The organism is Prosthecobacter sp. (genome assembly GCF_044226605.1).
Classification (GTDB): domain Bacteria; phylum Verrucomicrobiota; class Verrucomicrobiia; order Verrucomicrobiales; family Verrucomicrobiaceae; genus Prosthecobacter.
On sequence record NZ_JBGAGS010000015.1, the window covers coordinates 189,337 to 213,091 of the forward strand.

20 protein-coding genes are annotated in these 23,755 nt (G+C 55.9%); all 20 read left to right on the forward strand.

Annotation, left to right across the window (positions count from 1 at the left end; all coding sequences use genetic code 11):
- Positions 1–49 precede the first annotated feature (49 nt).
- Complete coding sequence (locus ACILSO_RS21305) at positions 50–1,510, forward strand: hypothetical protein (RefSeq protein WP_395739475.1); 1,461 nt, start codon at positions 50–52, stop codon at positions 1,508–1,510.
- A 16-nt stretch (positions 1,511–1,526) separates the two neighbouring features.
- On the forward strand, positions 1,527–2,825 hold the full coding sequence (locus ACILSO_RS21310) for a lipopolysaccharide biosynthesis protein (RefSeq protein ID WP_395739476.1): 1,299 nt from the start codon (positions 1,527–1,529) through the stop codon (positions 2,823–2,825).
- A 36-nt stretch (positions 2,826–2,861) separates the two neighbouring features.
- A complete protein-coding gene (locus ACILSO_RS21315; RefSeq protein WP_395739477.1) occupies positions 2,862–3,533 on the forward strand; it encodes a class I SAM-dependent methyltransferase in 672 nt (223 codons plus the stop codon).
- 38 nt (positions 3,534–3,571) lie between these two features.
- On the forward strand, positions 3,572–4,573 hold the full coding sequence (locus tag ACILSO_RS21320; RefSeq protein WP_395739478.1) for an NAD-dependent epimerase/dehydratase family protein: 1,002 nt from the start codon (positions 3,572–3,574) through the stop codon (positions 4,571–4,573).
- A gap of 40 nt (positions 4,574–4,613) precedes the next feature.
- Complete coding sequence (locus ACILSO_RS21325) at positions 4,614–5,651, forward strand: glycosyltransferase family 2 protein (protein ID WP_395739479.1); 1,038 nt, start codon at positions 4,614–4,616, stop codon at positions 5,649–5,651.
- Positions 5,652–5,717: 66 nt separating this feature from the next.
- Positions 5,718–6,644, forward strand: a complete 927-nt coding sequence (locus ACILSO_RS21330) for a hypothetical protein (RefSeq protein WP_395739480.1) — start codon at positions 5,718–5,720, stop codon at positions 6,642–6,644.
- 23 nt (positions 6,645–6,667) lie between these two features.
- Positions 6,668–7,525, forward strand: coding sequence for an FkbM family methyltransferase (locus ACILSO_RS21335; protein WP_395739481.1), 858 nt, complete (start codon positions 6,668–6,670; stop codon positions 7,523–7,525).
- A 99-nt stretch (positions 7,526–7,624) separates the two neighbouring features.
- On the forward strand, positions 7,625–8,344 hold the full coding sequence (locus ACILSO_RS21340) for an FkbM family methyltransferase (RefSeq protein WP_395739482.1): 720 nt from the start codon (positions 7,625–7,627) through the stop codon (positions 8,342–8,344).
- 167 nt (positions 8,345–8,511) lie between these two features.
- Positions 8,512–9,156 carry an FkbM family methyltransferase gene (locus ACILSO_RS21345; protein ID WP_395739483.1) on the forward strand — a complete coding sequence of 215 codons (645 nt, stop codon included), beginning with the start codon at positions 8,512–8,514 and terminating at the stop codon, positions 9,154–9,156.
- Between the two features lie 50 nt (positions 9,157–9,206).
- Positions 9,207–10,313 carry a hypothetical protein gene (locus ACILSO_RS21350; RefSeq protein WP_395739484.1) on the forward strand — a complete coding sequence of 369 codons (1,107 nt, stop codon included), beginning with the start codon at positions 9,207–9,209 and terminating at the stop codon, positions 10,311–10,313.
- A 5-nt stretch (positions 10,314–10,318) separates the two neighbouring features.
- On the forward strand, positions 10,319–11,563 hold the full coding sequence (locus tag ACILSO_RS21355; RefSeq protein WP_395739485.1) for a glycosyltransferase family 4 protein: 1,245 nt from the start codon (positions 10,319–10,321) through the stop codon (positions 11,561–11,563).
- Positions 11,560–12,579 (forward strand): glycosyltransferase family 4 protein, encoded by a 1,020-nt coding sequence (locus tag ACILSO_RS21360; protein WP_395739486.1) that lies wholly within the window; start codon positions 11,560–11,562, stop codon positions 12,577–12,579. The genes ACILSO_RS21355 and ACILSO_RS21360 overlap by 4 nt, the downstream gene beginning before the upstream one ends.
- 87 nt (positions 12,580–12,666) lie before the next feature.
- Positions 12,667–13,383 carry a methyltransferase domain-containing protein gene (locus ACILSO_RS21365; RefSeq protein WP_395739487.1) on the forward strand — a complete coding sequence of 239 codons (717 nt, stop codon included), beginning with the start codon at positions 12,667–12,669 and terminating at the stop codon, positions 13,381–13,383.
- A 111-nt stretch (positions 13,384–13,494) separates the two neighbouring features.
- The gene (locus ACILSO_RS21370; RefSeq protein WP_395739488.1) at positions 13,495–14,736 is read left to right on the forward strand and encodes a glycosyltransferase family 4 protein; all 1,242 of its coding nucleotides are present in this window, start codon (positions 13,495–13,497) and stop codon (positions 14,734–14,736) included.
- 116 nt (positions 14,737–14,852) lie between these two features.
- The gene (locus ACILSO_RS21375) at positions 14,853–16,301 is read left to right on the forward strand and encodes a hypothetical protein (RefSeq protein ID WP_395739489.1); all 1,449 of its coding nucleotides are present in this window, start codon (positions 14,853–14,855) and stop codon (positions 16,299–16,301) included.
- Positions 16,302–16,304: 3 nt separating this feature from the next.
- Positions 16,305–17,207, forward strand: a complete 903-nt coding sequence (locus tag ACILSO_RS21380) for a glycosyltransferase family 2 protein (RefSeq protein WP_395739490.1) — start codon at positions 16,305–16,307, stop codon at positions 17,205–17,207.
- Positions 17,208–17,296: 89 nt separating this feature from the next.
- Complete coding sequence (locus tag ACILSO_RS21385; protein ID WP_395739491.1) at positions 17,297–19,345, forward strand: glycosyltransferase; 2,049 nt, start codon at positions 17,297–17,299, stop codon at positions 19,343–19,345.
- Positions 19,346–19,456: 111 nt separating this feature from the next.
- The gene (locus tag ACILSO_RS21390) at positions 19,457–20,626 is read left to right on the forward strand and encodes a glycosyltransferase (RefSeq protein ID WP_395739492.1); all 1,170 of its coding nucleotides are present in this window, start codon (positions 19,457–19,459) and stop codon (positions 20,624–20,626) included.
- Between the two features lie 238 nt (positions 20,627–20,864).
- Positions 20,865–21,854 carry an NAD-dependent epimerase/dehydratase family protein gene (locus ACILSO_RS21395; RefSeq protein WP_395739493.1) on the forward strand — a complete coding sequence of 330 codons (990 nt, stop codon included), beginning with the start codon at positions 20,865–20,867 and terminating at the stop codon, positions 21,852–21,854.
- 59 nt (positions 21,855–21,913) lie between these two features.
- Positions 21,914–23,131 carry a glycosyltransferase family 4 protein gene (locus tag ACILSO_RS21400; RefSeq protein ID WP_395739494.1) on the forward strand — a complete coding sequence of 406 codons (1,218 nt, stop codon included), beginning with the start codon at positions 21,914–21,916 and terminating at the stop codon, positions 23,129–23,131.
- Positions 23,132–23,755 lie beyond the last annotated feature (624 nt).

Below are 23,755 nucleotides of genomic sequence, written 5' to 3' on the forward strand. Positions count from 1 at the left end.
ATGATAGATTCTTACTGTGTGCAGTAAGGGTGGGGCTAAATTTTTCTCAATGAAAAGACTTAATTTTTATCAGATCATTTTCATTTTGACTGCGGTCTTGATATTGCTGTTTAAGCTATCTGTTAGTCAGCCCGCACATGTTGATGAAATATTTTTCAAAGCGCCAGCAGTGAGTTGGGCATCGGGAACGGGTTGGCGTTCCCCCGAAGAACCGAATTACGGTGGGTGGCAGCCGCCTTTGAATGATGTTTTTGCCAGCTACCCGCCCGTTTATCCGTTCCTTTTTAGCTGCTGTATCAAGGTCTTTGGGTTCAGTTGGCGTGTCTGTGCCGGATATGATGCGATTGTTCATACCCTGCTCGCTGGGGTCCTGGTGTTTTTTTTGCGTTCAGTGCTACCATCAAGGCCTGTGATTGCATGGCTGGCTGGCTGGCTCTTTTTGCTGTCAGGTAACATGCCGCGGCCCGATCAACTCGCCATGAGCTTTGGGTATGGATCACTTGCGTTGACTTTTCGTACACAGAGGTGGACTTGGAGATCACTTGCGCTCTCTGGCCTGCTTTTCGGATTCTGTTTAGGCACCAGTGTGCCATGCTCGGTGGCACTCGCTCCCTTGTTCGGGGCGGTTTTGCTCGGCAGGCATTGCACCTTTAGGCAAACGGCTAATCGAGTGGCTATTATGGGAGTTGTTGCCGCCGTTACCGCATTGATCATTGTCCTGCCTGTTTGGCTATATCACCATGGCGCTTTAGAGCAGAATATCAACGCGACGGCTGACATTACTAATTACGAGTTTACGTCGTCACTTGGTAACCTTTTGCGCTACTGGTATCCTACGCTCTTGGCTTTTGGCATTTTCACACTGCCTGGAATATGGTCTCTAGGCGTAATTTTACAAAAACATGAGAAGCAGCGCCTTGCATCCTGGCTGCTCTGGTATGGCTCCGCTTTGCTGCCACTCGCTTTCTTTTTTATAAAGAGCACCTCGCAGGGCGCATATTACTGGTTTTTCATGCCTTGGCTGATCGCAGCGCTTTTTCATTTTCACCTCCGTGAGACGCATCTTGCCCGATGGTGGTTCGTATTGCTTGTCGCAGGCTTTTTGCCGCTCGCTGTCACCAGTCTGCGGTCAATGCTGGTCGCAAAATTGACGGTTTCGGACAAACGTATTGATGCATTCAGACAAATAATTGAGGATAACGTGCCCAAAGGGGCTTCGGTCGTGTGCGGAGGGGATTATTGGTGGTTGTTGGCTCGTCGAAATCGGGTCTATGATATTTTGGACCATGCGGCTTTGCGGACTGATCAGGTGGATTATATCATTGTCACGGGTATCGGTTCTGGTACTGCAGATCTGCATCATGCACTGCCACCCTTTGCATCTGACGGACACTACCAGTTGATCCATTTCACGCGCGAGACATCCCTTTCGTCGCTTTTTGGGATTCCATTGTCTCGAAGCACCTCTAGTCCTGCTCCATCTGTGTATCGCAGGAAAGACACGCTTTGATCGAGAAACTTTTCCGATGATTTCATGGTTTTCGCTGCACGCCAATCGCGCACGCCTGTATCGCTGGATCACGATACTGGGAAGTTTCGCTGCAGTGCAACTCTTGGTGCAAGCGCTGAATGCTGCTGCGGGTTTTCTTTTGGTCCGAACCATGGAAAAACCGGACTACGCCTGGTTTACAATCGCCAACGGAATGAGCGCCGCACTCTCTATTCTTTCGGACTCGGGCGTGGGGATCGCGGTTACATCCATCGGCGGTACCCTCTGGGAGGATCGGGCGTCATTGAAAGGGCTTGTGCACGCTGCATTGCGTCTGCGTTTGAAACTGGCGGCGGTGTCTTCTGCTTTTATTGCTGGAATTTCTCTGTGGCTGCTGTTGCGCAGTGGTGCCGGCCTGCCCTCCGCCTTTGGGCTCACGGCGTTGGTGCTGGCCCCCGTATGGCAGGTTTCGACGACAGCTGTTTTCAGCATCGTCAACCGGTTGCATTCGCGCAACCGCCAACTTCAGGTTGCCGATCTTGTGCCGGCGATCATCCGTGCCAGCCTCACGGCCGCACTGGCTCTGCTGGGCGGCCTTAGTCCCGTTTCGGCACTTGGGGCCGTGGTCATTGCTCAACTGACGCAGTATGGGATCGTCCGGAGGCAGGTGCTGGCTCTTTTGGGTGAGGGGGCTCCACAAGACGTCGAGGGATACACTGCCCGTATTTGGAAGATGGTTCATCAGTATTTGCCCAGCATCATTTTTTGGTGTCTGCAGGGTCAACTCACCACTTGGCTGATCAGTGTGTTTGCCAGCACACGTGAGGTTGCAGATTTTGGAGCGTTGAATCGGCTGGGGATTATTTTTGTCGTGTTTGGGGGGCCTCTGGGTCAGTTTTTCATGCCCTCGTTTGCCCGCACCTCTGATCGAAGACGGCTGTGGAAAATGGCAGTTTTGCTTGTGGCATGCACGGTGGCTTTCAATGCTGTGCTTCTGTTTTTCGCCTGGTGGCAGGGGCGCTGGTTCTTATGGCTCCTTGGCTTCAAGTACACACATCTCCAGCAGGAGCTTCTGCTGGTCCTGACTGGCATGGCCATTCTGAACTTGTCGGCCATCGTCTGGGCGATGAACAATGCCCGTGCCTGGATCCGCCGCGTGTGGATATCGATTCCTGTAACATTGGGATCCCAAGTACTTGCGGCACCCCTGTTCGATCTGGGATCAGTAAAAGGCGTGGCTTGCTTTGTCATCGTGAGCGGAGCGGTGCAGTGTTGCTATGCTTTCACTGTCTGCGGTCTGGGCCTGACCTGTCCGGAACGGGTGCATGCGGGTTAACGGCAGCCACAATTAAAACGAGATAAAACAAACACAGTGTTTGACCCCAAAAAAGATCATAAGTATGCAGGTGGCAATGACGCAGTCATTGAACTTCTTCCCCGGGGCGCCCGCACCATTTTAGATGTTGGATGTGGATGTGGAGGTACAGCCGCCAAGCTGGAGTCGCTTGGTAAAACTGTGGATGGCGTCACATGGTCCGACGCGGAAGCGGCACAAGCTGCGAAGTGGTGTCGCAGCATTTTGGTTGCTGATGTCTCTGGAGGCCTGCCTGAAAGCCTTGACGGGCCTTATGATTCTGTCATATGTTCGCACCTGTTGGAACACATTGCATATCCTCAGAAACTGCTGTCTGATATTCGCAGGGTGCTGAAACCCGGTGGTGCTCTGGTCGTGGCCATACCAAACATTTTTTTCTGGGAGGACCGGCTGAAACTGTTGGCGGGTGTATGGGAGTACAAACAGTCAGGCACCTTTGACTACACGCACCTTCGCTGGTATTCCGTGGAATCCATGCATCGTTTGCTGAAGGAGCACGGTTTTGTGGCCGATGAATTCATTGCAGATGGTTGGTTTCCAGCTCCGGGATTGCTTTGGCTCCTGGGAAGAAAGCTCCGGACACGATTAAATGCAGCCGCAGCCAAACGCTGGCCTGGTTTGTTTGGTAAACAATTGCGCTATCGTGTGTTTAAGCCTTTAATCGCTTAAATGAGACGACAGCTCTGACACAGCCCCATTCTATTTCAATGCCTCCAAACTTCCATGTGTTGGTCACCGGCGCCGCCGGCTTCATCGGTTCCCATGTTGCGGAACAGTGTCTCAAACTCGGGTTTATAGTCACCGCAACGGACGATCTTTCGGGTGGCTTTTTGGCTAATGTGCCCAGCGGATGTGAGTTCATTCGAGGGGACTTGCGCGACGCTGCCTTCGTTTCGTCCCTCTGGGAGGGAAGGCGCTTCGACATCATTTATCACCTGGGAGCCTACGCCGCAGAAGGCCTTTCTCATTTTGTTCGCCGTTTCAATTATGAAACCAACTTGGTGGCCTCCATCAATCTAATTAATGAGGCGGTGAATCATGGGGCCTCCTGCTTCGTCTTTACTTCGTCGATCGCGGTCTATGGCGCTGGTCAGACGCCCATGTCGGAAGATATGACGCCCCAACCGGAAGATCCGTATGGCGTTTCTAAATATGCGGTTGAGCTCGATCTCACGGCCGCCCATGAAATGTTCGGCCTCGATTTTGTCATCTTCCGTCCTCACAACGTCTATGGTGAGCGCCAGAACATTGCGGATAAATATCGCAATGTGATCGGCATCTTCATGAATCAGGTCATGCAAGGCCAGCCCATGAGCGTGTTTGGTGACGGCAGTCAAACACGCGCGTTTTCCCATGTTGATGACGTTGCTCCCATCATCGCACGCTCGCCCCTCGTTGCGGAAGCCCGTAATCAGATCTTCAACGTCGGGGCAGACACCGCTTACAGCGTGAAGGAACTGGCGGAGGAGATCGCGTGTGCCTTTGGGGTTTCATGCCAACTCCAGCATCTAGAAGCCCGGCAGGAGGTGCTGCACGCCTTCTCCGATCATGCCAAGGTGCAGCGCGTTTTTTCCCCTCCGCCTGCCGTCAAGCTAGGCGATGGACTGCGGCGCATGGTGCGGTGGGTGCGTGCCCAGGGGCCTGCGACCCCTGTTCGCTTCGGGAACATTGAGATTTCGAAGAATCTTCCCGCCTCCTGGCGGTCTTAATTGGAGGCACCCACTTTTCTTTCTGCGCTATATCTTGGCTATGCCTTCCGCGACTCCAGTCTCTTTCATCGTAAGCAACTTCAACGGGGGAAAGTATCTTCCCCGTCTTGTCGAAAGCCTTCGTGCACAGGAGCATATTGAAGTCGAACTCATAATCGTCGACCGTCAAAGCACGGATGATTCCCCGGCATTTTACGCACAAAATCCATGGATCAAAGTTATTCAACACCCACCGGAAACGGGTCTTGTTTCCGGCTATGCAGAAGGTTTTAAGGTCGCCAGTCACAATCTGGTGCATTTTTCCAATGAGGACATGTGGTATGCACCTGAGTGCCTGCGACTTTGTGTGGAGGCCTTGATGAGCGATGACGAGGTGGCGGCGGTGATGCCGACGCAATACAGCTATGATGGCACCAGACTCTATACCTGTGGCATTTGGTTTCAGCGTACAAGGTGGTCCACCAGGGCTTTGCCGTATCCTTTCAGAAAGCAATGTTTTCACAAGCTGGCGCGAACGGCGCAAAGCTGTTTTGCGAATGCGGGGTCCTGTCTGGTCAGGAGGTCCGCGTATGAGCAGGCAGGAGGCTGGGATGTGAGCTTCTTTCTAGACGGAGAAGACACCGATCTGGGCATGCGCTTTTGGCAGATGGGGTGGAAATGCCTTTCTCTGCCGGAAGCCATAGTCGGACATGCGGTTGGTGCCAGCAACACCCAGAGTTTACCCAACACGAAGTCAGCGGTAGGTCAGAAGCGTTATGTTCACGCCTTGTCCAACTTCATGGCGTTGGGGATCAAATACTTCAGTGCTCGTTATCTGCCGTTGGTATTTCTTGCCTGGATGGACTGGGCCATGCGCGATCTGATCAGAGGCCGCTTTCATTTGGTGTTGCTGGATTTGAAAGGCCTGAACGTTACCATCCAACGGATCCCCTCCTTTTTGGAGTACAGGAAAAGCCATAGGCAGTTGAATCGTTTGAAACCAGGTGAAAATTTTTTTAAGGATCCCATCTTTGATTACTCGTGCATAAATCAAAATCGAGCGGAGAGCATCCCTTGGGAACTGTGCGCGCTCCGATGAATTGACCTGCCAATGAGGCAAGTGCTTCTACCTTCTCATGAACCCCACATCCGCCCGACTATTCTCATGCTCGTGCGGGCCTTGGAGCGTGAAGGGGTTAGCTGCGAGAAAAGCCCTCTAGGTTGGAAACCTGCCCGAGCACTGGCGAAAATTGCTGGCCTTATGGGCGTTCGGCGCTTGCCTTTCCTTGCTAATGAGGAGCCTATATTTGCCCATCTGAATCATCCTTGGCTCAACGCCTTTTATCCCTACATACTAAGCCGCCCGCTGGTAACGTACAGCTTTGATCTGTGGCCGGATACTTGGGACGAGTGGCAGAAGCTCTTTGAGCTTAACCGTCCACGAGTCGCCTTTATCTCCGCCAAGGTCCCGATGAGGGAAATGCAGCGTCGCGTACCTCAGGTCGAGTTTCGGTGGCTTCCTGAGGCTGTGGATCCGGTAGGTTTTGATGCTTCCATCCCTTTGGTCGAGCGTCCGGTGGATCTTTTGGAGATTGGGCGGTCCTTTCCTTCATTTCACGAGCGTGTTCGGGAACCCCTCGCTGTGGCTGGCTTTCACCATGACTTTCCGCAACCCTCAATTCCGGCCCTCAGGCCTTATGAGGATGTCGTTAAGGCATACGCAAGGTCGAAGATCGCCGTGTGCTTTCCCCGTTCCATGACACATCCAGATGTTGCCCGGGGGGTGGAAACCACGACCTTTCGCTACTTCGAATGCATGGCGTCAAAAACGCTCATGATCGGCCATTGCCCGGCTGAGTTAGTTGAAATCATGGGCTACAATCCGGTGATCGAGGCTGACATGGAAGCGCCGGCGCGCCAGCTTGTTCGTGACATACTGCCGAGGATTTCAGAATTTCAGGAACTGGTAAATCGAAATCACGCAATCATGTCTTCTCGTTGGACGGTCGCTGTTCAGGCGCAACGCATACGTGCAGCACTTGACGAGGTTTTGTCTGCAAGCTGCCGCCGAGGAACATGCACCATCATTTGAACCAAAAAAACATGTTACATCGCATGGCTCGCTGGCTGGGCCGGACCTTTTGTCCGGCGTTATGGCAAAGAATGGTGTTGTGGAAGTCTGCCCGTGCAGAGCGCCGCTTTTGGAAGGCGCGCGCCATACTCGTGCAGTCATGTCCGGATAATGGGAGGCTTTCGCGGGTCGCTGATGCGGGGAGCGTGGGTGATGGCCTCCAGGTAATGCACAACGGCATTCGAGTCTTGGCGGACAGTTATTATGGACGCGATGGCACTAGCTTGATCACAGCCAACCGAGGATGTCATGAGCCGCAGGAGGAAGTGGTGTTTGACGCGATTGTCAAAGCGATTCCCAGCGGCGGAACGATGATGGAACTGGGGGCATACTGGGGTTTCTATTCATTATGGTTTGCCAAGGAGGTAAGTGATTCCCGCGTGCATCTTGTAGAACCCGAGTCGTTGAACCTCGAGATGGGGAAAAAGAACTTTCAAATCAACGGGTGTCACGGCCAGTTTACCCAAGCTTATATTGGAAGCGCCGATGGGATGGCCCCGGACGGTATCCGAATCACCTGCGTCAACACGCTCATGGCAGAAAATGGCCTTGAGCACCTTCATGTGCTACACTCCGACATCCAGGGGTTTGAGCTCGAGATGCTGCATGGCGCGAGCGCCCTTCTGAAAAGTCGCAGGATTGATTATCTGTTCGTCTCGACGCACAGCGATGACCTGCATCAGAAGTGCGAGGATTTTTTGGTGAATTCTGGCTATCAAATTCTTGCCAGCGTAAATTTAAAGGAGTCGTATTCGGTGGATGGCATTCTTGTGGCCTCGAGTCCGCTGGTGGTTCCTCCTTTGTTTGACCCTCCAGCCAAACGCTCTGCTAGCATAACGTGAAACAAGCGGCACGTAATTTTGCCTTTGGTAGAATGCTTGGAGCGGATTGTTCAGTCTGACGCGCGAGAGTCAGCCACATAACCGAGTTACTTTCATGTCATGAGCAGCAGTCGTTTAAAATTTATGGTCAGCCAAAAGTTTCTTTCTTTGATGACTCGCCTGGAACCTTGGCTTCCAATAAGGTGGCGGCTGCCCATCATGGCCAGAAGTTATTCCCTGACCGGGTGGGAGCCTGAGACCCAGTGGCTGAAAGAGATTGGCCCCTGCCGTGGGATGGCCGTAGATGTGGGTGCCAACAAAGGCTTTTATTCCCTCGCGCTTTCGCGGCTTTATTCAAAGGTCGTGGCGTTTGAGCCCAACAAAAAAGCGGCAGCCACCTTGATTGGCGCCTCTCTTCCTAAGGTGGAAATCATTCATGAGGGGGTGTCTTCGCGGGATGGAAAGGCGTCGTTTTATGTCCCAAGCTCCCAGGGAATGTCTCTGCCGGGTTGGGGTAGTTTGGATGAGCATAACTGTCCTGATGCCACCGGTATGGAAGTGCTGGAGGTAAATTTGCGCACTTTGGACAGCTTTAAGTTCGAAAATTTGGGCTTCATCAAAATTGATGTCGAGGGACATGAAATTGAGGTTTTGGGTGGCGCGTTGGAGACCATTCGGCGCGAGCGTCCGCACCTCCTTGTCGAAGTCAGAGACAGTCACCTTTCTGAGGTTCTAAAGTTCATGTCCTCGCTGGGCTATCAAGAGATCACATTGCCTTCACTTGGAGGGCCGGCGGGCGGTCCTGAAAATCACATCTTTGTGCCCGCGGCAGCTGTGTAAAGAGTCTTTACGTCCGAAATTTCATTCCGTTTCCTATGCTTCCAATTTTTCGATGCCTCCCTCTTTTCCTCCGCCTCCCCATTTATTATCGCGTGTTTTCGCGCAGGGCGGAAACTCGTCACCAACTCTATGAGAATGCACCTTTGGCGCTGGTGCCAGGGGTGACGATGAAGCTCCTTCCCGGGGATGCCGGACACCGTCCGCTGGCCTACACCGGGATTTACGAACTGCCTGTCTCGAGAGGCATCGCGGCACTCGCCAAGCAAGGAGGGCATTTGATCGACGTCGGCGCGAACGCAGGCTATTTTTCACTGCTGTGGTGCGGGCTGAGGACCGGAAACACCGTCGATGCCTTTGAGGCGCTGCCCGCCAACGTGGAGCGGGTGCGGTACAACATCGAACGAAACAAGATGGCGGAGAAAATTCAGTTGCATGCGTACGCACTTGGAAAGTCGGATGGTGTCATTGCGTTTGAGTGTGGACCCGCAGAGCAGTCGGGCTGGGCAGGGATCGCCGCCGGAAAGACTGAGGCAACATTTGAAGTTCGGATGCAGCGCCTCGATGGAGTCATCACCCAATTGACGAAGCCGACCGCTGTCAAAATCGATTGTGAAGGAGCTGATCCTTGGGTGCTCGAAGGTGCTAGGGGCCTGCTCACGAATCCCCTTTTGCGAAACGTCTTTTTTGAAGTCAACGGGCCTCGCCAAGCGGCTTTGGGAATTGCCCATGATGCATCGCAGCAGGTTCTACAGAGTGTCGGGTTTCGTTGCGAGCAGATAAGCCCGGACGAATGGCATGCTTTCAAGAGCTAGCGTCATGCAGGAATAAGTCCTGCGGAGCAAACAGGTATGGCCTTCAGTTGGTGGAAACTTTGACCAGCGCACCACTTGTGGTGCAAATTGTGCCGCTGTTTTTCCCGTCTTCCTGTGGAGTGGGGGACTACGCGAGGCTGATCGCGACGGAATGGCGAAACCGGGGGCAATTTCGGTCACGTTTTCTGGTAGCCGATAAACAGGGGCTCGGGGATCACAGTCCAGAGGGATCGGAGATTCATCGACTCGCACGCGACGGCCTTGGGAAATTATCTGGGCTGGCGGGCGAGTCAGTTGCAGGGCTGGTGCTTCAGTATTCTGGGTACGGCTACGCCCGGAGAGGAGCGCCGCTTTGGCTGGTGCGCACCTTGAAATCATTTCGCAGGCATGCGCCCTATGTGCCGGTGATGACGATGTTTCATGAGGTGGCGGCAAAAGGGCCTGTAAACACGAGCGCTTTTTGGATGCGCCCACTTCAGCTCCATGTGGCGCGGCAGTTAAAAACATTGTCTGACGTGACGATGACCAATTGCGAAACAAATGCGAAGGCATTAGACGCCCTGTCTGGACGGAGCAGCCGCTCGACCGTCATCCTACCAGTGCTTTCGAATTTTGGGGAACCGAGCTGGGCAAAGCTCTCGGCGCAGCGTTCGGCTCGCATGGTGGTGTTTACCTCCCAGTTTGGCGGCAAGGCACCTGATGCTGGTTTTTGGAATGCACTTAGCGATGCTGCCAGCAAGGTCGGTGCTTCGGAGGTGACAATGATCGGACGGTCGGTGGATGTGCCGTCAGGGGTGGGCCTTCCGGTGCTGCAACCTGGATTCCTGGATGCTGGCGAGGCTTCAGCGATTTTGGCAAAATCAGCTTTCGGCTATGTGTTTCATGGGACGTCACTTCTGGGGAAATCCGGGGTGTTTGCTGCTTACGCAGCGCATGGAGTTGCGCCTTTGATTCAAACCGACGCGGGACACCTGCCCGACGGATTGGTCGATGGCACAACCTATTACGCACTGCAACGCGCGCTTCCTGCGGGCGACCCAGCAAGCTTCTTTGAAAAGATCCGTCACAACGCATGGCAGTGGTATCTTCCCCACGATCTTGCTGCCACTGCTGACGCCTATGCCAAACTGCTGGGCTCGCATCAGTTCGCGGAGTAATGGACATGATTTCCACGATGGACCGACGTTGCGCCGGAGGAATCGAACTCGCCTACATGGGAGTGCACGAAATCTTCCAGATGGCCATTGCGGCAGAAGAGATGGACCGTCTCTCCGGTTTGCAGTGCTCCATCTTCGATGCTCCGGGGAAATGGGGGCGGATCTTTTCCCGTGTGGCCTACCTGCCTTCTGCTTTCCCTTTGGGCAGCGCAGCCTTGCCTCCTGAAAAGGTGCACGAACTGCCACTTCCTTTGCTGGCCCGGCAGTTGATGCAAAAAGTTTTCAAGCGCCGCCGGATCGATCCCTTGCCCTACCTTTGCGCCTTCGAACGGAAGGCCGCCCAACGCCTGCGTGAAAGCAATTCGCGCATTGCGGTTGCTGCGGAAACCTGCGCGCTGCACTACTTTCGCGCTGCCAAGGAGCGGGGCATGAGTTGCGTGCTCGACAGCCATGGGATTCCCGCCCCGTTTATGGATGTCATTTTACGGCAGGCTGCCGATTCCATGGGCCTACCTGCTCCTTCGCCCTGTGATTCAGCTGCGATGATGGAGCACAAGGAGCGGGAACGGGAATTAGCCGACGTCATCTTGTTTTGTTCCGAGTTGCAGAAGATTCATTGGGTGGATCTCGGCGCACCAGCTGAGAAGTGTCAGGCCATTCCCCTGTGGGTGGACACTGACTTCTGGAAACCGCTGCCACGGAACCGCGCCAAGGATCAACCGTTGCAGATTGCTGCCGTTGGTTGTGGCAGCCTGGCTAAGGGACTGCCCTATTTGCTTGGTGCCGTCGCTGAAATGACCGGAGTGGTATCATTAAGTTTGGTGGGAAAGGTCGATGCTGGGATGGAGCCGCTGGTGCGGCGGTGCCGCGTCCAGCCGCTGCTCCTTCCCTACATGAGCCGGCCGCAGTTGCGTGATTTCCTAAATTCACAGGATGTCTTAGTGATGCCCTCCCTGGGGGACTCTTTTGGATTGGTTGCCATGGAGGCCATGGCCTGCGGGCTGCCAGTGATTGTGACGACGCATTGCGGACTGCCTGTACCGGATCCCGCGTGGCGGGTGCCGGCACTCGACAGCCGCTCCATCGCCGAGCGTCTCACCTGGTATTCGGAGGATCGGGAACGGGTGGAAAAGGATGGTCTTGTCGCCAGCACATTTGCCGCTGGGTTTTCTCCTCAGCGCTATCGGGATCAGATCAAAGAGGTGTATGGGACTCTGCTGGAGAAAAGTCCCCAGGTTATCCAGCTGTGAAAATCGTAGTCTATTCGCCGGCCTTCTATCCGATGATTGGGGGTCTTGAAACGGTGGTTTATGTTTTGGCGACGGAATGGAGCAAAATGGGCCACAAGGTGACGGTAGTTACAGACGCCAATAATGAAGTGCCGGACAGTTTTCCATTCCAGGTTTTGCGAGATGCGAGCCTTCTTAAAATCGTCAAAACCGTGAAGGAATGCGACGTATTTGTACATGCAAACGTAAGCCTCTGGGGATTTTTGCCATGGCTGTGTTGTGGTTGGCGTCGTCCAGCATGGGTGGCGACGCATCATGGGTGGTATGAGGACTTTGGCAAACCGGTCACTTTGCTGAACCGGCTCAAAAAATGGCTCTGCCGCTTTGCTGCCGCCAACATTTCCGTCAGTTGTGCTGTCGATCAGTTCCTCGGCGTGAAGGGAGTGGTGATTCCCAACCCGTATGACAGCCAGCGATTTCACCGTATGGAGGACGTGCCCAAGACGAAAGATTTTGTCTTTGTTGGAAGACTGGTGTCTGACAAGGGAGTGGACTTGCTCATCCAGGGACTAGCTTTTTTACGTGATCAAGGTCTCCGTCCGAGCTTGACGATCATTGGTTCTGGTCCTGAACGTCAGTCCCTGGAACAGCTTGCCATCCATTGTCAGGTGGATGATCAAATCACCTTTACGGGAGCTCAATCGGGCGAGAAACTGGTGAGACTTCTTAATGAACACCGTGTCATGGTAGTGCCATCGCGTTGGAACGAGCCTTTTGGAGTGGTTGCGCTTGAAGGCATTGCTTGCGGCTGCGCAGTAATAGGTTCGGCAGGTGGTGGGCTGCCCGAGGCAATTGGGCCTTGCGGAACAATTTTTGCAAATGGAGATGTTCGTGCCCTTGCAAACATGCTTGGGCAAGCGCTTAGCGAATTGTGGAGTGAAGAAGATTACACTCTTAATGCCGAGAGTCATCTGGCACTGCATGATCCTGCACGCATTTCGCAGTGTTACATTGACGTCATTACAAGCACCGTTTGATGGAAGTGGCCAGGCTGACTTTATGTGGTCAACTGGCGCTACCCTTTTGTATTTAGTATAATAAAATTTGTACCTTGCAGTTACACCATGCCAGACGTTCCCGCATCACCGCCAAGCTCAGCTGAGAATTTGCTTTACCAACGCAGAACCGAGGCTGCAGCGGCTTCCCGCGGGATCAGTTCCGAACCCATTTTAGACGCAGCCTTGGCGGCAGTGGGACGAATGGTGCCTGGTGTTGCGCTGCTGGAGTTTGGAGCGGGCACTGGAGATCTTCTACGACGCCTCATGAATGCGGGTTGCAAGGGGAGGCTGACTGGGACGGATATCCTCCCACGTCCCTCCTGGCTGCCGGAGGAAATGGCATGGGTGCAAGCAGACCTCAATCAGACTACGCCTCTGCCTGGTCGCAGTTTTGATGTCATCATTTCTACGGAAGTGATTGAGCATCTGGAAAATCCGAGGGCTGTCGCACGAGAGTTTGCCAGATTGTTGCGACCCGGTGGAAGAGTTGTTCTCACGACTCCGAATCAAGAAAGCATACGCTCTTTTCTTTCGTTGTTGATCACAGGTCACTTTGTGGCTTTTCAGAATTCATGCTATCCTGCTCACATCACGGCACTGCTCCGAAAAGATTTGCAGCGCATTTTTGCAGAAGCGGGGTTCCACGACATTTGTTTTGGCTTTTCAGATCATGGAGGCATTCCAAAGCTGCCATGGGTCACGTGGCAGCAAGCAACCTGGGGTTTGCTGCGCGGACGTCTTTTTAGTGACAACTTGGTCATGCAGGCCTCTTTGCCGTTATGAGGAAGATCTGAAGAGAAATAGCCGTTGCGCTTCTAAAAGTGAACACGCTCGGTGGCTTTGATTTTATGCCGGTGGGGGATGGTCGGCCGCAGAAATTGGAAAAACAATCATATGCAGGTGCTAATCTCACACCTCACTGGCAACCCGAACAGCAGTGTCGCGGCGCTTGCACTGGCGGAGGCTGGTTATTTGGCGGCGTTTCATACGACGATCGTGATTCCCGGCTGGCTGCGTCGCTGGGCTGTTCGCCTTGGATTAAAACACGGAATGTGGGATCGTCGGATTTTTCCAGAGGAAGTCCAGCCTTTTCTGCATTCACATCCGATGCATGAACTGTTGCGCCTCGCCTGCAGAGGCTCGTCCTGGCTGAGGAAGAGCCGTTTTGGCCGGCGGCAAGGCTCGCTGGAGATGGTCTTGGGCCGGTTTGACCTCGCGGTGGCGCGGGTTGTTAGAAGGAGTCAGGGGCTGCAAGCGGTGTATGCCTACATGGATGCAGCAGAACACACCTTTCTGACAACTCGGCAAAGCGGCATTCGAGCCATCTATGAACTGCCGACGCCCTACTGGCGTTTCACACGTGACATCGTGACGGCAGAGGCCACGCGGCTCCCAGAATGGGCACAAACACTGCCGGACATGGATGAGAATAGCGAAACCATGAAGCGTCGGGATCGCGAACTGCAATTGGCGGATTTAGTGATTGTCCCAAGTGAACTCGTGCGTGAGAGCCTCAGGCTGGCTCCTCCATTTAAAGCCACGGTGCACGTCGTTCCGTACGGCTGTCCGGAATTTGCATATTCTGACAATCTTCGATATCTCGCCAAGCAACAGCCTTCCGCCCTGCGCGTCCTCTACGTGGGCAGCTTGAACCAAGGAAAGGGACTCGCCTATCTGGCTGAAGCAATGACTGGCTTGGAGGATGTGGCCAAGTTGACCGTGATTGGCTCTCGCACCAGCGTCGAGTCCTGTGTAGGACTTGATCGCCTGCTCTCCGCAGCCAATCGTTACAGAACCGGTCTCAGCCACGGGGAGGTTCTGGCGGAAATGCGCCGGCATGATGTTCTGGTTCTTCCGACTCTTTACGAAGGCCTGGCGCTGGTCTTGCTGGAGGCCATGGCGTGTGGCTTGACAGTTATCACTACGCCTCATTCGGGCATTGATGGTCTGATAGAGGATGGGAAGGAAGGTTTTCTTGTTCCCATCCGAAACGCAGCAGCCATTCATAATTGTTTAAGGCAGTTGGCGGAAGATTCGAGCCGGTTGCAAACAATGCAGCTTGCGGCATTAACCTGGAGCAGGGCGCATTCATGGCGGCGCTACCGAGAACTGCTCCTTGACGTTATTGCCACATAGCAATCTTGGTTGTAATAGCGAAAAGTATTGTGGTTTTCTCTGCTGAAAGGTCGCAGGTAATGCTGCTTTTAAGAAGTCGCTCAATGGGTGAAATATTATATTAATTCTCTTTTGAAATGAAACTGACTCTTACACAAATGGCAATGTTGGGTGCTTTTGGCACCACTGTCATTGTCATTTTAGCCATGCTTAACTGGCGTCGGGCTGTTTATGCCGCGATGATTGTTGCGTTGTTTGAGGGGGCCATTCGCAAGTGGATTTTCCCTCAGGGGTCGGAGTTGGTCTATTTTTTCAAAGACATCATCTTGTTTGGGGCCTACGTTAAGTTTTTCATGTTTCCTGATCCCGAGATTCGGGCTTGGCGGGTGCGGGTGCCGGGAACGTTAATCACCATCGTGGTCATAACCTTAGCAATGTTTGGAGCCATGAATCCCAACATTGGTTCAATTGTTCTGGCGGCCTACGGTCTCAAAATCTATCTCTGGTATATTCCGCTGGGATTGATGCTCCCGCTGCTGTTTCGCAACGAGGAAAATATGGCGAAAATGTTGTTTCGTTATTCGCTTTTGGCCATTCCCATCTGTCTGCTTGGAGCTGCGCAGTTTGTGGCAGGTCCTGGCTCATGGCTAAACGTGTATGCTGCCACTGATTATGCGGACACTCAGGCTGTTGCCACTTTCGGAGCGGGCATGGACGCCACTGCCCGCATTACGGGCACCTTCTCCTATATCTCCGGGCATGCAGTCTTCGTGCAGTTCTTCTTTATTCTGTCATTAGCTCTGTTGACGGGTATTAACGATAAACGCCGCTGGATTCTGCTATTGGGCAACTTACCTCTACTGGTGGCGAACGGATTGATGGCGGGTTCGCGTGGCGCGGTTTATAGCATGCTGCTCGCCGGAGCCGTGGTGGGGGCCACCTCAACAGTCTCCAAAATGAGCAAGGGTCGCGCTACCCTGCCTTACCTGTTATTAGGGGCGGCTTTAATAATGATTGGCATCAATGTCTTTTTTAGTAAGGCGCTTCAAGCGTTCGAGACTCGACGCACTACATCGGGTGATACCACGATTGGTCGCATGATGTTTCCAGTCAACTCTGTTTTGGAGGCGGCGAAGGAGGTGGATTTTATGGGCTTTGGTATCGGCATGTCCCATCCAGCATCAGGGGCAATGCGAAGCGCATTGAAAATTGATCCCCCAAGGAAGCGATGCCCGGTCTATGATGCCGAGACGGGACAAGTTCTGGCTGAACTTGGCTGGCCGGGGTTTTTGGTTTGGTATAGTTTTCGAATTGTGATGGTCTGGCAGTGCTGGGTTGCCTTTCGGCGTGCTCCTCCTTCGATGTTTCGCTCCCTGGCTCTCGGCTTTTTCTGTTACGAACTGCTACTTCTACCAAGCAGCTTCATCCTCAATCATACCGCAAACGTCTTCGCTTGTGCGGCCTGGGGTTTCTGCCTGATTCCCAATCTGGAATCGCTCGTGCGTCGGCCCCGCCAGATGCTCGCTCAAGCACCGCAGCAGGTTCTGCGGGGCCGGGGATCGCGGATGCCGAAATTGCATAGCTAACTGATGCCTGCTGAAACTCTTCCCATCACCGTAGCAGTGCCCGCCTTCCGAAGAGCGGGGCAGTTGCGGGTGACTTTGACAAGGCTGCGGGCTTGTGGTCCGCAGCCGGCAGAAGTGCTGGTGCATCTGGATGGGAATGACGCGGGCTTGCGGGCGTTGGTGGATACGGAGTTCCCTGAGGTCAGGGTGCTGCATTCAGAAGCGCTTATTGGACCGGGCGGGGCGCGCAACCGGATGATGCGGGAGGCGCGTTGCGCGTGGGTGGCACATTTCGATGATGACTCGTTTCCGGTGGATGGGGATTTTTTTGAGCAGGCGTGGCGGATGATTGAGCGATATCCTGACACAGCAGTCTTTGCTGCCACCATTCTGCCGTTGAAGTATCCGCCGGATCCTCAGGGGGTGTGGCTGCAGGCGATGTACATCGGTTGCGGGCATGTGATGAACCGGGACTGGTTCTTGCGCACGCGGGGTTATCTGCCGCTGCCGGTGGCTTACAATTTGGAGGAGGTGGATGTGAGCATTCAGTTGCATAATTTGGGCGGGCGTTGTCTTCAGCCGGGCGGGTTGTGTGTGTTTCACGATCATCCTTCGCCTTTCCGTGAGACGGAGGACACCCAGGTGGCGATGATGATCAATACCGTAATCTTTCCGCTGCTGCGTTACCCGCTGACGGTGCTCCCACAGGCATGTGGCAGCATCTTGCGTCGTTTGTGGCGTCTAGTGCTGCGAGGGGAGTGGCGTGTGATCCTTCGCTCACTGCTCGCTCTGCCTGCGGCGATGCGAACCTATCTGCCGCTGCGCGCGCCGGTACGGGCGGTGGCGGCGTGGTCGTGGCTGGGGTTGCGGCGTGAGCCCGTGCGTGTGACTTCAGATGGCGGTTTTGATTTTTCCAGCTGCGCATGAGCCTTCCTCTTTCCCATTTTGTGCGCGATAAGCCGGTGGCTGCAACCCTCAGCGTTTGCGTGGTGACCTACTTGACCTCCCCCTATCAGGTGGAGTTTTTCAATGAGATCGCCGCAGGTGGCGAGGTGCAGTTGAGGGTGATTTATTTGCGTCGGCAGCATAGTTTGCATCCGTGGGGCAGGGTGGAGTTGAGGCATGAGCATGTAGTCCTGGAAGGGCACTCCGAGATGATCGGGCAGGCGTTTCGCTGGGTGCTGGGGGCGGATCTGACCGTTTGCAATTATTACACGCATTGGTTTGCGTTGGCGGCTTTGCACCTGAGGCATCTGAGTTCCAGGCCTTGGGTGTTCTGGGGAGAGCGCCCAGGCTTTCTGCGCCTGGGGTGGCTGGGTCGTCTCTCGCGGCGTCTGCTGCTCTACCCCATCGCGAGAAGTGTGGCGCCGATCTGGGCGATCGGTCGCGCTGGAGTCGTGGGCTACATGAACGATTGGGGCGTGGACAAAGATTATGTGAATCTTCCGTACTTCTCGGACCTGAGCCGGTTTCGCAATCAGCCGCGAGCAGCCCGGGCTGAGGAACGTGTGGTTTTATATTCCGGCCAGCTAAATTCTCGCAAAGGAGTGTTGGGGCTGGCGGAAGGTTTCCTGGTAGCCGCCCTGGTCCACTCCAATTTGCGTCTAATGATTCTTGGGTCCGGGCCGCTGGAGCAGCAGATGCGCGAAATTCTCAAGCCAGTGGCCGATCGAGTATTTTGGGAGGGCTTTCGCGAATGGCCGGAGCTTCCGGCCTATTATGCCCGTGCTCATGCTCTTTGTCTGCCTACCCGGCATGATGGCTGGGCGATGGTGGTACCGGAGGCTCTTGCAGCGGGACTGCCGGTGATCACTACGATGGACGCCGGAGCGGCACTGGAACTGGTGACGCACGATGTGAATGGATGGGTGCTGCCGAATTCCTCTCCACAGGCCATTGAGCAGGCCATCACCCGGCTGGCGGAACTGCCGGCGGAGGGACTTGCCCGCTTCAGCGCAGCGGCCCGGGAGAGCGTCGAGGGCCATACTTTGGACGAGGGAAGCAGCAGGTTTGTGACCGCCGCTCGTGAGGCTGTGGCAGCCTATTCGGTGAGCCTGGTTTCCCAAGCTCCTGCCAACGCCGCCAAAACACTGATCGTTTTTAGAGTCAATCAACTGGGCGACAATGTCGTCTATCTGCCCATCGTTCAGTCGCTCGTCGCGGCGTACCCCGGATGGCGCATCGTGGTGCTGACCAGCACCACTGCGGCCCGTCTTTACCAGGTGTGCTGTCCGCAGGTGGAACTTCGTGTCTATGAGGGGCCAAAGTTCACGGGCGCCTGGCGTAAGCCCTGGGTGCTGGCGAAGATGGCCGCAGACCTGAGGGCCTTGAGACCGGATGTCTGCCTGCTGGGGGATGATCAGGGCACAGTGTCGCATATGCTGGCGTTGATGAGTGGTGCCAAACTTTGCGTCGGGGCGGACTCCCCGCACGTGAGATTGAATTATCAACTTCATCATCGGGAAGCCAGGAAGGGCAATGAATCCGTGGCGGCTCATAACTGGCGGATCGCCAGATCACAGTTTGCCCTGCCTGAGAAAAAGCCGGCGCCAGATTTGAGGGCGTTTGGCTGCGATGCCTCGGGCGCTATTGTGATCCATGCGGGCGCCAGCCGTGAATATCAGCGCTGGCCTCCGCACCAGTACATTGAGCTGGCAAACCGGCTGGCGGAGACGCACCCGGTGCGCTGGATTTCACAAGGTGAGGACTCAGGGCTGAGTGATGCGGTGACGAGGGTGAAGACAACTTCACTGGATGATCTGGTGCGGGTGATTGCGGGGGCGAAGCTGTTCGTGGGAAACAACTCGGGGCCGATGCACATTGCCTCGGCGCTCGGCACGCCGGGAGTCATTTTGATCGGGCCGTCCTCGCCGCGTTGGGATCCGTCCTGGCACAGGGAGCGATTCACCCTGCTGCGTGAGCCGCTGCTGACCTGTCAGCCTTGTGACAGCCCGATTGCTCCTGTGAATCGTTGCTTAAACACGCTGGCGCCAATGGCGTGCCTGAATCGCTGGAGCGTCGATCGAGTGCTGATGGAAGTGCTCAGGCGGTGCGAGAATTCGTGAAGGCCTGTCGAATGCCATGGGGCCGAGCATTTTGCCCCACAGGTGTGTGCGGTCTATGAGGGGATTTTGAACTGATCCCGGCTGCAATTAACTGCTCTTGTTGGCAAGAAAATGCCGTTGTCCATCATCCACGTCATCCATTCCATCGATCCTGCCCATGGGGGGACGTCGGAGGCGGTGAGGCTGCTGGCGGGGACGGAGGGGGCGGTGAGGTCGGTGGTGCTGAGTGCGGATGATCCGGCCTGTGGATGGGGGGCTGACTGGCCCTGCCCGGTGAGGCTGCTGGGGCCGACGAAGACGAAGTTTGGCTGGACGCGGAATTGGGAGGCGGGGCTGCGGGATGTGCTGAAGCCGGGGGCGGTTTTGGTGGTGCATGGGCTGTGGCAGTACCATGTGCTGGCGGCGTCCAGGGCAGCGCGGCGGGCCGGGGTACCGGTGCTGATTTACCCACATGGGATGCTGGACCCTTGGGCGCTGCGGCAGTCGAGGTGGCTTAAGCTGGTGACGTGGTGGGCGTTTAACCGCAAGGTGTTTCAGCGGGCCGCAGGTGTGTGCTTCACGACTGAAGACGAGCGGCGGCTTGCTGCTCCCAAGCTTGGCAAAATATCGGGGGCACAGGTGATCGTGCCGCTGGGGGTGGAGGAGCCGCCGGACTCGCTGGCTGTCTTGAAGGCTGAGTTTGAGGCCGCCCACGCGGCGCTCGCGGGCAGGCGGATCTTTGTGTTTCTGGGCAGGCTGCATCCGAAAAAGGGCTGCGACATGCTGCTGGAGGCCTTTGCCCGGTGGCGGGCGGCGGAAGATCCTGGCGGGGCGGTCCATCTGCGTCTGGTCGGGCCGCCTCATTCGCCTGCTTATCAGGCGGAGCTGGAGCAGCAGTGCCGGGCGCTTGGTTTGAAAATCGGGCGGGACGTTTCCTTTGCGGGCAATGTGGTGGGACGTGCCAAATGGCGGGAACTGGCCGCCGCGGAGGTACTGGTGCTGCCTTCGCACCAGGAAAATTTTGGGATCGTGGTGGCCGAGGCGCTGGCCTGCGAAGCGCCGGTGCTGCTTTCTGACAAGGTGAACACCGCGCCTGCGGTGGCTGAGCATGGGGCAGGGGTGATGGCGGACGATACCGTGGAGGGCACGCTGCAGCTGCTTCAGACCTGGGGGCAGATGTCTGCCGCCGAGAAGGTTGCGGCCAGGGTGAAGGCCCGCCGGTTGTATGAGGAGCAGTTTGGCGTGAGGCAGGCGCGCCAGCGATTTTTGGAGGTGGTGGAGGCGACGGCTGCCTGCGCCTGATACCGCTGGCGGACGCCCGCCCGGCAGTGCGCCTCGCCGTTGGGGCCGCTGAGCTCGCTGGTCCAAATGAACGTCTTTTCGAGAAACTGCTCTAAATCGCGCCCGCTTCGTTTTTGTCTTTCATTTTTTCCCCAACCGGAATGATTCATTCATCCGTCGTGGCGCACAGAAATTCGTTTGAGCAACACGCGTGTTAAGGTAAATCCATCGTCTCCAAGCAGTTAGGAATTCCAACCTCATGTCACAAGACCAACTCATCACCGTCGGCGGCGCTGGCGGCTTTATCGGCGGCGCGCTCGTCGCGGATCTTCTTCGCAAAGGGCACACGCGCATTCGTGCCATCGACATCAAGCCGTTCAGTGAGTGGTATCAAAAGTTCGACGAGGTGGAGAATCTGCAGCTCGATCTCTCGGATCTGGCCAACTGCCACGTGGCAGCCAAAGGGGCGCACACCATTTACAATCTGGCGGCGGACATGGGTGGGATGGGATTCATCGAAAACAACAAGGCGCTGTGCATGCTCAGTGTGCTGATCAATACTCACCTCTGCATGGCGGCGAAGGATGCGGGCGTGGAGCGCTTCTTTTATGCGTCTTCGGCTTGTGTGTACAATGGCGACAAGCAGAAGGTGTATGACATCCCGGCGCTTAAGGAGTCAGATGCTTATCCGGCGCTGCCAGAAGACGGCTACGGCTGGGAAAAGCTTTTCTCCGAGCGCATGTGCCGCCATTTCCGTGAGGATTACGGCATCGCCACGCGGGTGGCGCGCTACCACAATGTGTATGGTCCGCTGGGTACCTGGGATGGTGGTCGTGAGAAGGCTCCGGCGGCGATCTGCCGCAAGGTGGCCCTGGCCAAAATCAGCGGCAATCACGACATCGAGATCTGGGGCACGGGCGATCAGACGCGCAGCTTCATGTACATCACCGACTGTGTGTTTGGTACGCAAATGCTGCTCAACAGCGACTTCGTGGAACCCATCAACATCGGCAGTGCGGAGATGGTGAGCATCAATCAGCTCGTGGACATGGCGGAGGACATCGCGGGCATCAAACTGAACCGCCGCTACAACCTCGGCGCGCCGAAGGGCGTGAATGGTCGCAGCAGTGACAACACGCTGATCAAGCAGGTGTTCAACTGGGAGCCGAGCACCCGCCTGCGCGACGGCCTCGAAATCACCTACAAGTGGATTTACGATCAGATCCAGCAGGGCGCAAAATCGCTCTGAGCCTCGCGCGCTCCTGCCTTGGTGCTGGCTGACGGCTCCCGCTGAACTCGATTTGCTGCATGCGCATCCTGCTGCTCAATCAGTGCTTCTATCCAGACCATGTCGCGACCGCGCAGCATTTGACGGATCTTGCCGTGGCGCTCTCTTCAGCGGGACACCAGGTCACCGCAGTGGCTGCATCGCGTGGCTATGACAATCCGGACATCCGCTACCCAGTGCGCGAGACCTGGCGTGGCATTGAGGTCCGCCGCATCTGGACGCCGGGCTTGGGCAAGAAGGCCAAGTGGCGGCGCTTGGTCGATTTCGGTATCTTCTGGGCCAACGCCTTGCGCATTTTGCTGTTTCTCCCTCGGCAGGACGTCACCGTCTGCCTCACCTCGCCGCCGCTCATCTCCACTCTCGGTACTGTGATGGCAAAACTCAAAGGCGGAGCCGTGGTGCCCTGGGTGATGGATTTGAACCCCGATGAAGCCGTGGCTGCGGGCTGGCTGAAGGCCGGGGGCATCGTCGAACGCACCCTCACCTTCATCCAAAACTGGAGCTTCCGCCGCGCCTCACGGATCATCGCGCTGGATCGCTTCATGGCGGATCGCTTGAAGGCCAAAGGCGTCAGCGCGGAGGTCATCCACACCGATGCCCCGTGGTCGCACGATCAGGCGGTGCAGTACGATGTGGCCGCTCGCGAGTCCTTTCGTTCCGAGCACGGTCTCACCGGCAAGTTCGCCGTCATGTATTCCGGCAATCACAGCCCCTGCCATCCGCTCGATGGCGTCCTGGCGGCGGCGGATGCGCTGAGAGAGGAGGAGCGCCTGCACTTCCTCTTTGTCGGCGGCGGCAGCGAGTTTAAGAAGGTGCAGGCCTTTGCCAGAGAGAAGGCGCTGAAAAACATCACCTGCCTGCCGTATCAGCCCATGGAGAAGCTCTCCGGCTCGCTCTCATCGGCAGATCTGCATCTGGTGGTGATGGGTGAGCCGTTTGTGGGCATCGTGCATCCCTGCAAGATCTACAACATCCTCACGCTGGGCATTCCGTTTCTTTTCATCGGGCCGGATCAAAGCCACGGCTCGGACCTGGCGCGGCGGCTGAATGATCCGGTGCAGGGCAGGGTGGCGCACAATGGCGACATGCCTGAGATCGTGCGGCAGATCCGGGAGGCGATGGCCCTCGGCAGTCGCCCGGTGAATGACGCGGCCAGGGCACTCGGGGCCGAGTTTTCTCACTCGGTGCTTTGCCCGCGCTTGGTGCAGGTCATTGAGCAGGCGGCGGCGCGGGGCTGAGCGAGCGGGTGCTTCGTGGGAGCACCTGGACTCAAGGCGGCTGGACTCGGGAGGAGAGTGTGAGTTCGATTGCTCTCCTTTGTGGGACGCGGCGACTTGCTTGATGCAGGTCGGAACGGGACCGTGGAGAAGACAGCCGAAGGCTGTTCCGGCTTCAAGCAGGCCCCGTCGCGGTATCGGAATTGCCTTCGGCTCACGGAAGGCTCCGCGCTACATCCCCGAATGTCCACGCTGTAGATGGCGGATGGGCCGGGGGTGTAGAGGAGCAAAAGTATTGATGGCAGAGCTGTGTCTGAGGTATCTAAACCAAGATTTTGCGCAACTGTTTATTTGAACAGTTCGTGTTTTGTGCCAAGATGCTGGCATGACACTTAGCACCCGTGATCTCGTAGAAATGGCCGCCGCAATCGAAGGTACGGAGGTGGCTGCCCGGCAGTGGCTGCAGGCGGGGTTTTCTCCAGGGGATGCTGCGGCGTATGTGCGGGTGACCTGCTCCCCAAAAGCTGAGCCATGTGTTATGAGAGTCTGAGGTGCGCGAAGCGCATCATCAGACGACATGAAACGCAAGAGACACACAGCAGAGGAAATCATCAAGAAGCTGCGCGATGCCGCAGGGCTTATCGC

Coding starts and splice junctions, on each gene's coding strand:
- ACILSO_RS21365 (WP_395739487.1), top strand. CDS start 12,667: ATGCCAGACGTTCCCGCATCACCGCCAAGCTCAGCTGAGAATTTGCTT.
- ACILSO_RS21325 (WP_395739479.1), top strand. CDS start 4,614: ATGCCTTCCGCGACTCCAGTCTCTTTCATCGTAAGCAACTTCAACGGG.
- ACILSO_RS21395 (WP_395739493.1), top strand. CDS start 20,865: ATGTCACAAGACCAACTCATCACCGTCGGCGGCGCTGGCGGCTTTATC.
- ACILSO_RS21320 (WP_395739478.1), top strand. CDS start 3,572: ATGCCTCCAAACTTCCATGTGTTGGTCACCGGCGCCGCCGGCTTCATC.
- ACILSO_RS21305 (WP_395739475.1), top strand. CDS start 50: ATGAAAAGACTTAATTTTTATCAGATCATTTTCATTTTGACTGCGGTC.
- ACILSO_RS21310 (WP_395739476.1), top strand. CDS start 1,527: ATGATTTCATGGTTTTCGCTGCACGCCAATCGCGCACGCCTGTATCGC.
- ACILSO_RS21400 (WP_395739494.1), top strand. CDS start 21,914: ATGCGCATCCTGCTGCTCAATCAGTGCTTCTATCCAGACCATGTCGCG.
- ACILSO_RS21380 (WP_395739490.1), top strand. CDS start 16,305: ATGCCTGCTGAAACTCTTCCCATCACCGTAGCAGTGCCCGCCTTCCGA.
- ACILSO_RS21340 (WP_395739482.1), top strand. CDS start 7,625: ATGAGCAGCAGTCGTTTAAAATTTATGGTCAGCCAAAAGTTTCTTTCT.
- ACILSO_RS21335 (WP_395739481.1), top strand. CDS start 6,668: ATGGCTCGCTGGCTGGGCCGGACCTTTTGTCCGGCGTTATGGCAAAGA.
- ACILSO_RS21390 (WP_395739492.1), top strand. CDS start 19,457: ATGCCGTTGTCCATCATCCACGTCATCCATTCCATCGATCCTGCCCAT.
- ACILSO_RS21375 (WP_395739489.1), top strand. CDS start 14,853: ATGAAACTGACTCTTACACAAATGGCAATGTTGGGTGCTTTTGGCACC.
- ACILSO_RS21355 (WP_395739485.1), top strand. CDS start 10,319: ATGATTTCCACGATGGACCGACGTTGCGCCGGAGGAATCGAACTCGCC.
- ACILSO_RS21330 (WP_395739480.1), top strand. CDS start 5,718: ATGCTCGTGCGGGCCTTGGAGCGTGAAGGGGTTAGCTGCGAGAAAAGC.
- ACILSO_RS21370 (WP_395739488.1), top strand. CDS start 13,495: ATGCAGGTGCTAATCTCACACCTCACTGGCAACCCGAACAGCAGTGTC.
- ACILSO_RS21345 (WP_395739483.1), top strand. CDS start 8,512: ATGAAGCTCCTTCCCGGGGATGCCGGACACCGTCCGCTGGCCTACACC.